Here is a 13,092-nt window from a genome sequence, read left to right on the forward strand (position 1 = left end):
TAATTAAATTATATGATGTTCCACATCAAGTGTAAATAGAAGTAGTTCTGAATTCCTCTTTTGTAGAATGCGCTTTATCCTATGTGATTTATACAACGACATCTGATGCATCTATTTCAAAAGGTGTCGAATCATATGCGCCACACCATGTTCATCATTTGTTAACGTGACATGATCAGCGATTTCTTTTATATCCTGTCTCGCATTGCCCATCGCAACCCCAACACCAGCTGCTCGAAGCATCGATTCGTCATTTAAACTATCTCCTACAGCCGCTGTCTGGCTTAAAGGAATACCAAGACGTTCTGCCAGCCTTGTTAATGCTTGGCCTTTAGAAGCGTCCTTTGCACCAATTTCAAAGTTATGATCGGCTGAACTGACCATTGTGACACTTGCATCATCACCAAACTGATCCCACCCTGCCTTCAATCTGTCTTCAAAGAAAGAGAAACCTAAGATGTTGTAGAATGAAAGCTTCCGATCCTCATGAAACAACTCTTTATATGTATCAATATAAGAAAAGCCTGACTGACTGTATTGAACTTCTGCCGCTTGTTTTAAAACACTCAGGTCCGTTTCTGGATTTGCACTTTTTAAGCGGTCCATTTCAATCGCCAGAAGCTCTCTACCACGATTCGGTGTGAAAATGGCTTCGTTTGTAAAAACTTCATAGTAATAACCACGTTCTTCAAGCCATGATAATATGCGTTTGGCCTTTTCTTCTTGTAAAGCAGCTGAATGATATACTTGCCCAGTCGGATCATGAATCACAGCTCCATTGGCACTAATCACCCATGTATTCATCCCAAGCTCATCAAAAATAGACCTCACATCAAAATACGCTCTTCCTGTAGAAACGACAACTTCCATTCTATTCGCCGCTGCTTCCTTTAATGCCTGCTCATTTTCCCGGCTCACTTTGTGTTCACTATTCAATAACGTTCCGTCTAAATCCGTTGCGATCAATTGAATGTTTGTCATCTTTCTCTCCTTTTGTCTCCATTTTGGCTATCATACCGCTGATAAAATCCATCATCAAGAGGTGATCGGTTTTTATGGAATAAAAGGGTACCCGGCCATGCTACATGACCGGATACACACAAGGGGATTTAAGGGGACACATGACCTATACAAAGAAACGATGGTTCTATTACGCAGTGTTCTTATGCACAAGGCAGCGTCTATCAGCTTTAGCTAGAGGGGGGCTATCAGATGCTAGACGTTACCTTTTGTTTCAGACCGTACCTCCTTTCCTTTTAACTGCCCTTAGTCTACCGAGAAAGATTGTATGTGACAAAACATGAAAATGAAAAAATGCCCCTTCAAATTGTCTATTTCCTCTTTAATTTCTGCTTTTTACCGCTTGAGTATAAAACATCATCTTGTTTTGTTTAATGAAAAACTTATTTTTCATAAATTGATAAAAAACATCTGAATGAATCCAATTACTTGAAGGCATGTGAATATAATCAGATCCATCCCACGCAAACCAATAAAAACAAAGCTGCCCGTCATGAATCGACAATTGAAATTCAAAATAGTCCATTTGATCTTCGGTGACGTATTGAAACGTGAGTGACTCGCCTTCTTCCATGTACACATCACAAAATGTCAGAATGTCTCCCCACGAATAAATGCGCATTTACTCTTTGCCGACTCATCGCCAATATGTATGTTTCGCAATTGATAAGACTCCATAAAACATCTCCTTTCACTCAAATACAGCTCGTTCTAAGCAGGCAGCGGTTTCATTTATACAGATGTTGTATGCTATAATAATACTTACGAATAATGAACGCTTGTGAGGTGAAAAATATGAAAACCTTTAGGCTGATTGATTTAAAAATCGAACTTGATCCAAAGCAAGATAAAATGTCCAGCATTCCCCTTCGTGACGGTTTAATCATTAATAAAGAAGATGGAGAAAATCACTGGATGATCGAGGCACTCATCCCAAAGAAACATAGACAGGTGTTTGAGGTGCTCTTTCAGCAGCACACTGAAGTGAAGATTCTAGTAACGATCACGAAAGAAAACAACCGCCCTGTTCATCTATCTGTCCAAGTCAAAAACATTGTTGCTTTAGAAGAAAACATTTCTGTGCTGCTCGATGGTAAGATGATTACAAATCGCTACAGAACAGAAACCGAAGAAGTACTTAAAGACCTCGTCAAAGAGGGGCTTTCCGGAGAAAAACTACTAGATGCATTTAAACAAAACACATAAAAAAGAGCGGGATTAGCCGCTCTTAGATAGTTGACGAAGGGCTAAAATGAATCTTATTTTAGCCCTTTGTCTTCCTTTCAGCGTGATAGAAAACCTTTGCAGTCTAGGAAGGGCGAGCACCGGAGCACAGACCTGACAACGAATGCGAGAGTTTGCCTACACGCTGAGAGCGGGATTAGCGCTCTTTTTCTATTGAACATCTTTCGATTGGCTTTGATGTTTCAAAAGATCTCTAATTTCTGTTAGTAAAACTTCCGTTTGATCCGGCGTTTCTACAACCTCTTCTTCCTCTACCTTTTTCCGTTTTAATTTATTCAAATAACGAATAAAGATAAAAATGGAAAAAGAAATAATCAAGAAATCAATCACTGTTTGTATGAAGCTTCCATATAAAATTTGAGCAGATCCGATCTTAATAGATAGACCGCTAAAATCATGTCCGCCAATAATAATACCAACGAGCGGCATGATCAAATCATTCACAAGAGAAGTGACAATTTTGCCAAATGCTCCCCCAATGATGACACCTACAGCCAAGTCAATGACATTTCCCTTGACTGCAAATTCTCTAAATTCTTTCAGCATCTTTTATCACCTTCATCTTTTTTTGTCTAATATGACGTTTTTTTGTCAAAATTGCAAGTCCTGATCCGTTCAGACTAGTTGTTTCCATATAAAAAGCGATTCATCCTTGATGAACCGCCAGGCAAATCATGATACTTTAGGACCGATAGAAAATGTGAGTTCTGCTTCGCATGCCACTTCGCCATCTACTGTGGCTACTGCTTTTCCTTTTGCGACTGGACCTCTAAGACGCGTCACTTCTACCTCTAAACGAAGCTGATCGCCAGGCTTCACTTGTCTTTTGAAACGGCAGCCGTCAATTCCTGCAAATAAACCAATTTTCCCTTTGTTTTCTTCTTTTCCTAACATAATGACCCCAAACACCTGCGCAAGTGCTTCTACAATAAGCACACCCGGCATGACTGGGTATCCTGGGAAATGACCATTAAAAAATTCTTCGTTCACTGTGACATTTTTAATCCCAACCGCTCTCTTCTCTCCCTCAACCTCTAAAATACGGTCGACCAATAAGAATGGATAACGGTGTGGAATAATGTCTTGAATTTGCTGAGCATCAAGCATATCTTGATCTCTCCTTTTTTCTATATCGATGATCTTCATTTGATTCCTATAGAAGTATATTATGAATGCTCGTATTTTTCAACGTCTCTTCCGCACATATGGTAAAAAATAGAATCTACTATTACCTATTGTCATCAAATATAATCCACTCTACACTCATTGTTTTTTCACAAATATGGTAATATATATTACATCATTGATTGAATAAGAGGGTAAAAATGAATTTTATAAGTGATAAATCCATTAAAAAACTTCTCCATTCGTGGTATACAATGCTAAAGCATCGACATTTTTCGAAGGCTGAAGAAATCAAAACAACTCTATTAAAACATCAACGTAAAATATCAAAAAAACAGGAACTCTGTTTACATTATCAGCTGATGCTTTTTCGCCATCAGCTGTGGATGAATCAAACAGAAGACTTAGAAAAAATGAAACATGAATTGATGCAGCACAAAGAGGATATGAACGAAGAACTAGCCTATTACTTTTACTTCTTTCTCGGACTTTACGAAGCTTTAAACAGCGATCAAAATGATGCAATCTACTATCTCGAAAAGGCAGAAGAACGACTGTCATTCCTTAACGATGAGCTGGAGGAAGCAGAGTTCCATTTCCGTACAAGTGGTGTTTATTATAACAATCGCTATTCGCTGCTATCGATTCGTCATATTCAAAAAGCGATGGATATCTTTGCAAAGCACGGGGATGACCATAGCCTCTATCGTTGTAAAATTGTGCTCGGCCTTAATTATAGCGATCAAAAAAAATATGAAGAAGCCGAAGCTCTTTTTATCGAGATCATCGACTACGTGAAAATGATTGATGATCAAGAACTGCTCGGTATCGTTTATTATGATGCTGGTTTTATTCAGTCGAGACAAAATCGACACACGAAAGCGCTGGAATACTTTAAAAAAGCACTTCGTCTCCCAGCATACCGGAAGTCCGTACACTCCTATGTATCGTGCCTCTATGAAACTGTGCGTTCCTGTTATAAAGAAAATTTAACCGATGAAGGAATGAAGTATATTCAAAAAGGATTAAAAGAGGCCGTTGCTTCTCAATTTGATATATTAAGAATCAAGTTTCAAATCTTATTTCTTCTCTACAGCCAAACGTCAAAGGCAGATGAGCAGATCGCAAGGCTTGTTACATGCCTTGAACGAAAAGAAGCGTGGATTGATCTTGAGGATTTGCTTGCCGATGTCTCAGATTTTTACAAAAAAAAGGGCGACTTTGAGCGAGCCGCCTTTTTTATCATGAGAGGCTGATGTCAGCCTGTTCGTTATCGAATTGTATTCACTAATCCAAGCATCTGATCACCCATCGTAATCGTTCTTGAGTTCATCTGATAGGAGCGCTGTGTTGTCATGAGATCTGTTAATTCTTTAGACATATCCACATTCGACGTTTCAAGTGCACCTTGCTGAAGCTGAATCGCTTGGCGGTTTGCTCCATTTAGTGCCGTTAATGCGCCTTGATAAGTACCGTCAACTGAGAATAAATTATCTCCTTCAGAGACAAGTGCTGAAGAATTATTGACTTGTACAACGCCTAGATTCACTTGCTGATTCGGTTGATTATCTCTTGAAATGGCTGTCAGACGACCATTTTTATCAATTGAAATATCACGGAAATTCGCATTTAAGACGATTTCATTTCCATTTTCATCAAGGATCGGATGCCCTTCGCTAGTGACAAGCTGCACTTGATTACGATTATTGCCTGGCTGTAAGTAAAGAGAACCGTCTCTTGTATAACGAATATTACCGCCGACATTGACCTGCATATACTGAGATGGCGCTCCAAAAGCAACATCAAGATCACGGCCTGTTTCTTTAATCGAGCCTTGCAATGAGTTAATGGACGCATTGACCATCGTACCCGTCCCAAGCCTTAACCCATCAGGTGTCAGACGACTGTTTGCCACCTGCGCATTTTTTTCATCCACTTGGTTGAACTGTTGTCTGATCAGCTCTGAGAAACGGGTATTTTTCGCACGGTACCCTGTTGTTTCACTGTTCGCGATATTATTACTGATAATATCAAGCTGCTTTTGTACTTCGTTCATTGACACAGCTGCATTGATCATCGTTCTAAGCATAAGAATCCTCCTTTCTTTGTCATTTCTTGATTAGTACACTCTGCCGATTTCATTCACTGCTTTTTCCAAGCTTTTATCATACGCCTGAACCACTTTTTGGTTTGTTTCAAATGCTCGATAGGCGGTTGTCATTTCTGTATATGATTTCGTCACATCCACGTTCGACAGCTCCGATACACCTTGACTTAACGTATAGGACATTTGACCGTTATTAACTGCACTTGGCAGGGGCTGGTTATCAGCTGTACGGTATAAATCATTTCCTTCTCTCGCCAAGTTCCTTGTATCCATCGCAACACGTACATCAATTTGCCCGAGGTTTTGTCCATTTTCACTCACAGTTCCATCTGCGTTCACTTTGAAATTCTCACTCTGAACCGTGATTGGCTCACCTGTCACAGAAAGAAGAGCACGCCCATTGATAGTCAACTGATTTTGTGCGTTCAATGTAATCGAGCTGCTTTTCGTATAACGAACGCCTTCTGGTGTATTGACCGCATAAAAGAGCGCTGATTTCTGATTAGTCTCTGGGTTGATCGGCACATTATTTTCGACTAGTGCGACATCCGTTGTTTGATCTGTTGTTTTTAACGTTCCTTGTGTAAATTGAGGGATCAGTTCCTGCATATATGTCCCCGTATTAATGCCGCCAATTGGCGTTTGCTGCGGAACACTAAAACCTTTGCCTGAGGAAGTTTGGAAACGTCCTGATTCCATTCGGCTTAACAGCATTTCTGGAAATGCCCGCATCGTCCCCTCATCCGCTTTATATCCTGGTGTATTCGCATTTGCAATATTATTTGAAAGCATTTCTGTCCGCCGCTCTTGAGCGATCATGGCAGATGTTGCGGTGTATAGTCCTTTTAACACGTGCTCACCTCATTAAAATTCTTTCACATGACCTAAACACAATCTTCTATGAAATATATCGGCATATTTGCAGGGTTCTTTAATAAAAATCCCCCATTCTTTCGAAAAAGAATGAGGGACATCATTAGCTGAGTTTACGCTTTGGCAGCTTGTCCATATTATCAAGCATCACGCCAGTACCAACAGCTACACAATCCATCGGATTCTCAGCCACGAAAACAGGTACTTTCAGCTCTTCTGCAAGCAATTGATCAAGCCCGTTAAGAAGAGCTCCGCCACCTGTAATAATGACGCCGCGATCAATAATATCAGCTGATAATTCAGGCGGTGTTCTCTCAAGAACTTGTTTCGCAGCCTGAACAATCGCAGATACAGATTCACGCAATGCTTCTTCTACCTCTTTGCTTGTGACGGTAATCGTTCTTGGTAATCCTGTCACCATGTCTCGTCCACGAATTGAAATCTCTTCGTGACGTGCGTCTGGGAATACCGTTGCAACTTGGATCTTAATATCCTCAGCCGTGCGTTCACCGATCAACAGCTTGTACTCTTTTTTAATGTAATTGAGAATTTCCAGATCAAATTTGTCTCCAGCCATTTTAATAGAAGAGGCGGTTACAATGTCACCCATTGAGATGACAGCGATATCTGTCGTTCCGCCTCCAATATCTACGACCATGTTTCCACTTGGCTGAAAAATATCCATACCAGCACCAATAGCTGCTACTTTTGGCTCTTCTTCAAGAAATACATGCTTTCCGCCGCTTTTTTCAGCAGCTTCTTTGATCGCCTTCTGCTCAACAGATGTAATGTTTGTCGGGCAGCAGATGAGCATACGCGGTTTAGAGAATAGCCCTTTCACATTTAATGAGTTAATAAAATGCTTGAGCATCGCTTCAGTTACTTCAAAATCAGCAATTACGCCATCTTTTAATGGACGAATCGCAACAATATTCCCAGGCGTACGTCCAACCATACGTCTCGCCTCTTCTCCAACAGCCAAAACTTTCCCGCTGTTTTTGTCAAGAGCTACCACAGATGGTTCATTTAACACAATTCCTTTTCCTTTGACATGAATCAGTACATTGGCTGTACCAAGATCAATTCCAATATCCCTAGCAAACATCTATATATATCCTCCTTGAAAATCTGTTTCCATAGCAAATACCACATTCTGCCCTAATTATATATTCTATCATAATTTGCAGAAAAAAAGATATTTCTTTACAAAAGTCTTTACAAAATTTGTGGTTAGAAACTACCGATATGAGGAAGATATATATATCATGTTTAAGAACAAAGAACTAAGCTTACTGTTTCACAGGCTCGCCTTCTAAAATTTCTTCTTTTTTATACTTTAATTTAGTGGCTTCTCCTCCTCGCAAGTGGCGGATTGATTTATGATAATCCAGTATCTCCTTCACTTCATTAGCCAGATCTGGATTAATTTCTGGCAGTCTTTCTGTTAGATCCTTGTGTACAGTACTTTTAGAGACTCCAAATTCTTTCGCAATTACACGAACGGTTTTCTTTGTCTCCACGATATACTTACCTATCTTGATTGTTCGCTCTTTGATGTAATCGTGCACACCACTCGACCTCCCTAAAATGGATGTGAGAAGTGTGAAATGAGATCCGTATCAATATTATCCATTTTCAGCGGCGCTTGTTCGTCTTAATTTCTCATCCATTAGGTAGCAAATGCCAAACACGATCCCTCACCTCAAACACTCTCTTTGTCAGGTTTGTAACAGTGTATTAGCATTGCATAGGGAATATGCTAAAAATGAAGAAGGGACAAGGGATTTATCAGAAAATGCAATCATTTCGAGTGGCGAAAATTTTCACTTTACAAGAATGGGTCGAGCACGTAAAATAGAAAAGGTGATTTTATTTACCTAGCTAAATATTTAATAAAGGTGAGCATATGGATACGTTAAATAGAGAGTGTTTACATCAAATACACCAAAGCGCCAGATTGCTGTCTAAAAAGGCGAACGAAGCGCTTGCTTCTTATGATTTGTACATGTCCCAATGGACTGTACTTTTTTGTTTGGATACATTCGGCCCTAAAACCCAAAAAGACATTTGGACATACTTGAACGTCGAAGCCCCAACCATTACCCGAACCGTAACCCGTCTAGAAGCAAATGGCTGGGTGCAACGGGTACAAGGAAAAGACAAACGTGAAAACCTGATCGTGATGACAGATGATGCTAAGGCCCGATTTGAAGAAATCAAACGTACGATGGAACAATTTGAAGAAGAATGTCTTTCAGATTTCACCCACGAAGAAAAACAACTCCTCCATACACTTTTACACAAATTATCAACTGAATAGGAAGTGATACATCATGAACGAACGCATTTGGACGAGAGACTTTATCATGATTGTCCTGGTGAATTTATTTACGTTCACCTCTTTTTATGCCCTTTTGACCTTGCTGCCTATTTACACAATGGATGAACTCAATGGAACAGAATCACAGGGTGGCCTTCTTGTGACAGTCTTCTTATTGTCCGCCATTGTGACAAGACCGTTTTCTGGAGCGATTATTGAGAGATTCGGTAAAAAACGGATGGCGATTTTCTCATCAACGGCATTTGCCTTACTCACTTATTTATACATCCCAATTGATCAATTCCAAACACTTCTCATGCTGCGTTTCGTGCAGGGCATCTTTTTTAGCATTTTGACGACAGTAACCAGTGCCATTGCGGCAGATATGATTCCAAAACATAAACGCGGGGAAGGACTCGGCTACTTTGTCATGTCCATGAACCTTGCTGTGGTTATCGGTCCATTTATTGCGTTGAATCAAGTAGGAAAGGTAGGATTCCATTCCTTATTCCTTCTTTTCTCCATTATCGTTACAATCGGTGCCGCTTTTACGATGCTAATCAGACAGCCAGAGCTTGAAGATGGGGGTAGTGTCGTCTTCCGATTTACTTTTTCTCACTTGTTTGAAAAAGGTGCATTAAAAACAGCAGCAGTCGGTATCATTATTTCCTTCTGTTATTCGCCGATCATTTCATTTATTTCAGTCTATGCCAATTCCCTTGACTTGATGGGGGCAAGCAGTTATTTCTTTATTGTGTTTGCGGCAGCAATGCTTGGATCACGTCCATTTACAGGCAGACTTTTTGATCGAGTAGGACCTCACATTGTGATCTATCCTTCGATCGCTCTTTTTGCCATTGGTTTATGGATGCTGACAGCTACACATTCAGCTACAATGCTACTTTTATCAGGTGGTGTCATTGGACTTGGCTATGGATCGCTAGTACCATGTTTACAAACACTTGCCATTCAGCACTCACCAGCTCACCGTACAGGCTATGCGACGGCTACTTTCTTCACTTTATATGATACGGGGATTGCTGCTGGTTCATTTGTATTTGGTCTTCTTGTCAGCTTCACCGACTTTTCAAATGTATATCTCATTGCAGGTATTGTTGTCTTGCTCAGTATGATTGTTTTTTATTGGAGCGAACGAAAGCCCCAAGAAGCAAAAGCACAGAAGGTCTCCCTATCAGAATAGGATTCTATTTTAAACTTCAACGGAAACATGCTAAAATATAGGATGTTTCAAATAGACGATTATTTGAAAAATAGTTGGCATTAAGCGAAGGTATAGGTGATGTTTTGAATTACGAACTGTTTAAATTGATACACGGGATGGCTCATCATTCTGAGTTTTTAGATCAGGCCATGATTTTCATTACGAAAAAGGCCCTTCTTGTGTATGCCCTTGTTTTATTGATTTGCTGGTTTTTAGGTAATCACAAATTTAAGAAGCATGTCTTCTTTTCTGGTGTAACAGGCATCGCGGCACTTATCGTCAATTTTGCCATTACACTGTTTCATTATGAGGAGCGGCCGTTTGTGGCGCATAAAGTCGATACACTCATTCCGCACTCAGCAGACGCTTCCTTCCCAAGTGACCATACAACAGGTGCACTGGCTCTTTCACTTGCCATTCGATCTCGTAATAAAAAGCTTGGTAACATCTTGCTCGTCTTTGGATTACTCACAGGATTCTCCCGCATCTGGGTCGGTCACCATTATCCATTAGATGTTTTAGGCAGCTTGATCGTATCGATTGTGGTCGTGTTTATCATGAATAAATTATGGAAGTTCTTTGACTCTCCAATTGATCGCATCGTCACTTTCTATGAGACAATTGAAGGAAAAATATTCAGAAGGAAGCAAAAGGATCAGGGCTCTGACCTGTCTAACTCTTAAGCGGCTTGCGATAACGTGATGAAGATTCTTCTTCCACTTATCGCGCCGCTTTTTTTATTGACCGTCCTTCTTTGACCTTGTTCGAAAAATAAAGACTGACACCGATGCCGGTAAGGGAAATAATGATCAGTGTCCAGCCTAACTGCTCAAAATGCGGACCAGCAATTTCGTCTCCAAACAGCATACCGAGAACAGCAGACGAAAGAATAGAACCAAGGTAGCGGCATGTTTGAAAAAGCCCAGAGGACGTGCCAATCATATGCTGAGGACTTGCCTCGAGCATCGCTGCTTGCAGCGCAACATTTCCAATCCCATAACTAAGTCCAAGCAAAGCTAGAACCAGCCCTTTTCCCCATAATGGTGCCGGAATAAAAAAGAAGGTCATCGCAGACGCTCCAGCCAGCATCAATACCGCACTGGCTAATACCGGATGACGTTCATCCCCTCGGTCCACCCACTTTCCCGTCAGCGGAGAGATAATGATGCTCACCCCAGACATGCAAAGCATAAAAAGACCTGTCATTTCCACACGCCAGCCTAATTCATCCTGCAAATAGCTCGGCAAACCAAAGAAAAGACAATAGAAAAAGATATTTAAAATGATAAATTGCACATACACAAGTGACAGCCGCTGCTCCTGTCTGAACATCCGAATTTGAATAAACGGTTCATCCACCTGATACTCCCACCAAATAAAAGCGCCTGCACTCAAGAGACAAAGAACCCCCTGTACATATTGAATGCCATGACCTAGTGATAATAAAAACGAAAGCAAAAGGACAATACAAACGGTAAAAAGAAGCATCCCTGGCAAATCGAGCTTTCGTACCGTTTCACCTATACGTAGCTTTCTCTTTTTTTGTTCCTTCGGAAACAAAGATAGTCCAAGAAAGAAGCTAATCAAAATAAAAGGCAGATTCACTAAAAAGATCGCTGGCCAGCCGCCGATCGTCATCAAAAAGCCGCCAAGTGTCGGGCCAAGCGCCGTCATCGCCGAAGCAAAAATGGACAATACAGCTAACGCCGATGCCTGCTTTTCTTGGATATGATCCCGAATAAGTCCGACACCAGAAGGATAAATGGCACTGCTCCCAATTGCCTGCAACAGCCGGATCACAATCAGCACCGCAAACGTCGGGGCAAACGGCGCACAGATAGCTGAGACCGCTACAAGACCTAGTCCGAATAAAAATAATGTTCTCCGGCTCATCACATGATCCCCAATTCGGCCGCTCACCGGCTGCGTCACCGCACTAGCTAAATAAAAAGACGAAATCAGCCAAGATACAGTCGTAAATGACAAACCGAATTCATGCTGAATTTGATGCAAGGCCAAAGAAACCATTGAGGAATTCAACGGATTTAACATTGTCCCAAAGGCAATTGCAGTTAAAAAGACTTTTCGGTTGTCTCTCCACTTCTTCATACACCGACCCCCTCTTTATGACCTGACATGTTTTTTACCAATCCTTCCGTTATTATGAGATTCATTTCCCTTTTTTACCCTGATGAATTCAAGTTCTCTCTTGGAAAAGCAAGACATACATTTTAAAAAGGGCGAGTGTTGGAAAAACACATATAAAATTGAGAATATGAGGAACAAATGGTAAGATGCTATACATATTGAAAAGCCTACTTTCTCCTTATATGGAGAACGGCTAAAAAGGAGGAGAAGCTTATTATTAAGAAAAGACGGTTTTGGGTCCCAGCCCTTTTATCGGTTGCAGTATTACTTCTGTCTTCGTGTGGTTCTAATGAAACAAATGGGAACGGAGATAAACGTAATTCTACAGCGAAAGGGTCGCCAATTTTGGAGGATGGAAAATTTATATTTGCAGCATCAGGTGAATTTCACCCGTTCAGTTACATGGATGGAAATCAGATGTCAGGTTTTGATATCGATGTAGGCAATGCGATTAGTGACAAACTAGGCCTCGAGCCTATACAGAAAAAATATAAATTCGCAGGTATTGTCGAAGGTGTGAAATCAGGAAAATTCGATGCGGCAGTTGCAAGTCATACCATCAATGAGGAACGAAAAAAACACGTCCTTCTTTCTAAGCCCTACTACTACTCTGGTCCGCAAATTTTCACAAGACCTGGAGCAGACATTGAGCATGCTGATGATTTAAAAGGCAAAGAAATCGCTGTATCTAAAGGCTCTTCCTACGCTGATATCGCAAAGGAGCATAGCGGGGAGGAACCAAAATATTACGACAGTGATGTCGTCGCTTTAGAAGCACTAGCCAACGGAAAACACGATGCAGTCGTGACGGATTTTGCCACAGGTGCAGAAGCCATGAAGAAAAAATTAAAGATCGAAGCGCAGGAAAGACTCGGACAAAGTGAGCAGGCAATCGCTGTATCTAAAGAAAATGAACAGCTCATAAAAGAGATCAACGACGCGATTGACGCATTAAAAAAGGACGGAACATTAAAGCAAATTAGCGAGAAATACTTTGATGAAGACATCACGGTCAAACAAAATTAAAACCAC

General features: G+C 40.7%; 15 protein-coding genes. 6 read left to right on the top strand and 9 right to left on the bottom strand.

The features are described 5' to 3' along the window. Window positions 1–111: 111 nt before the first annotated feature. Together NKR21_RS18650 and NKR21_RS18655 are read right to left on the bottom strand one after the other, a co-directional pair. Window positions 112–972: a Cof-type HAD-IIB family hydrolase gene (locus NKR21_RS18650; protein ID WP_216885759.1), complete on the bottom strand. Its 861-nt coding sequence runs from the start codon at window positions 970–972 to the stop codon at window positions 112–114. 370 nt (window positions 973–1,342) lie between these two features. Beyond that, a complete protein-coding gene (locus tag NKR21_RS18655; protein WP_253602551.1) occupies window positions 1,343–1,642 on the bottom strand; it encodes a hypothetical protein in 300 nt (99 codons plus the stop codon). Window positions 1,643–1,815: 173 nt separating this feature from the next. On the opposite strand from NKR21_RS18655, the gene NKR21_RS18660 reads away from it, so the two are divergent. Further along, complete coding sequence (locus NKR21_RS18660) at window positions 1,816–2,226, top strand: YwpF-like family protein (RefSeq protein ID WP_003215215.1); 411 nt, start codon at window positions 1,816–1,818, stop codon at window positions 2,224–2,226. Window positions 2,227–2,415: 189 nt separating this feature from the next. On the opposite strand, the gene mscL is transcribed toward NKR21_RS18660, so the two are convergent. Continuing rightward, window positions 2,416–2,811 (bottom strand): large conductance mechanosensitive channel protein MscL, encoded by a 396-nt coding sequence (mscL, locus tag NKR21_RS18665; protein WP_003215139.1) that lies wholly within the window; start codon window positions 2,809–2,811, stop codon window positions 2,416–2,418. A 126-nt stretch (window positions 2,812–2,937) separates the two neighbouring features. Continuing rightward, entirely contained in the window at window positions 2,938–3,372 is a 435-nt protein-coding gene (fabZ, locus tag NKR21_RS18670; RefSeq protein WP_012011512.1) for a 3-hydroxyacyl-ACP dehydratase FabZ, read from the bottom strand. Window positions 3,373–3,590: 218 nt separating this feature from the next. Here fabZ and NKR21_RS18675 point away from each other — a divergent pair, with 218 nt between their 5' ends. After that, window positions 3,591–4,646, top strand: a complete 1,056-nt coding sequence (locus NKR21_RS18675) for a tetratricopeptide repeat protein (protein ID WP_012011513.1) — start codon at window positions 3,591–3,593, stop codon at window positions 4,644–4,646. A 14-nt stretch (window positions 4,647–4,660) separates the two neighbouring features. Here NKR21_RS18675 and NKR21_RS18680 read toward each other — a convergent pair whose 3' ends face one another. From NKR21_RS18680 to spoIIID, 4 genes are all read right to left on the bottom strand, one after another. After that, entirely contained in the window at window positions 4,661–5,479 is an 819-nt protein-coding gene (locus NKR21_RS18680; RefSeq protein ID WP_003215031.1) for a flagellar hook-basal body protein, read from the bottom strand. A gap of 30 nt (window positions 5,480–5,509) precedes the next feature. Then, window positions 5,510–6,349: a flagellar hook-basal body protein gene (locus NKR21_RS18685; RefSeq protein ID WP_012011514.1), complete on the bottom strand. Its 840-nt coding sequence runs from the start codon at window positions 6,347–6,349 to the stop codon at window positions 5,510–5,512. Window positions 6,350–6,473: 124 nt separating this feature from the next. Then, window positions 6,474–7,475, bottom strand: coding sequence for a cell shape-determining protein Mbl (gene mbl / locus NKR21_RS18690; RefSeq protein WP_012011515.1), 1,002 nt, complete (start codon window positions 7,473–7,475; stop codon window positions 6,474–6,476). 184 nt (window positions 7,476–7,659) lie between these two features. Continuing rightward, window positions 7,660–7,938 carry a sporulation transcriptional regulator SpoIIID gene (gene spoIIID / locus NKR21_RS18695; RefSeq protein ID WP_008343327.1) on the bottom strand — a complete coding sequence of 93 codons (279 nt, stop codon included), beginning with the start codon at window positions 7,936–7,938 and terminating at the stop codon, window positions 7,660–7,662. Window positions 7,939–8,276: 338 nt separating this feature from the next. On the opposite strand from spoIIID, the gene NKR21_RS18700 reads away from it, so the two are divergent. The 3 genes from NKR21_RS18700 (at window position 8,277) to NKR21_RS18710 (ending at window position 10,595) form a co-directional block, all read left to right on the top strand. Beyond that, entirely contained in the window at window positions 8,277–8,690 is a 414-nt protein-coding gene (locus NKR21_RS18700) for a MarR family winged helix-turn-helix transcriptional regulator (protein WP_144455381.1), read from the top strand. Between the two features lie 13 nt (window positions 8,691–8,703). Continuing rightward, window positions 8,704–9,891 (top strand): MFS transporter, encoded by a 1,188-nt coding sequence (locus NKR21_RS18705; RefSeq protein WP_144455379.1) that lies wholly within the window; start codon window positions 8,704–8,706, stop codon window positions 9,889–9,891. 104 nt (window positions 9,892–9,995) lie between these two features. Then, on the top strand, window positions 9,996–10,595 hold the full coding sequence (locus NKR21_RS18710) for an undecaprenyl-diphosphatase (RefSeq protein ID WP_041816376.1): 600 nt from the start codon (window positions 9,996–9,998) through the stop codon (window positions 10,593–10,595). A 37-nt stretch (window positions 10,596–10,632) separates the two neighbouring features. Here the strand turns inward: NKR21_RS18710 and NKR21_RS18715 are convergent, their stop codons facing one another. After that, entirely contained in the window at window positions 10,633–12,021 is a 1,389-nt protein-coding gene (locus NKR21_RS18715) for an MFS transporter (RefSeq protein WP_144455377.1), read from the bottom strand. A 219-nt stretch (window positions 12,022–12,240) separates the two neighbouring features. Between NKR21_RS18715 and NKR21_RS18720 the strand changes: the two genes are divergently transcribed. Beyond that, the gene (locus NKR21_RS18720; protein ID WP_253602594.1) at window positions 12,241–13,086 is read left to right on the top strand and encodes a transporter substrate-binding domain-containing protein; all 846 of its coding nucleotides are present in this window, start codon (window positions 12,241–12,243) and stop codon (window positions 13,084–13,086) included. The last annotated feature ends 6 nt before the right edge of the window (window positions 13,087–13,092 follow it).

This window comes from Bacillus sp. 1735sda2 (genome assembly GCF_024159245.1).
Lineage (GTDB): Bacteria > Bacillota > Bacilli > Bacillales > Bacillaceae > Bacillus > Bacillus pumilus_O.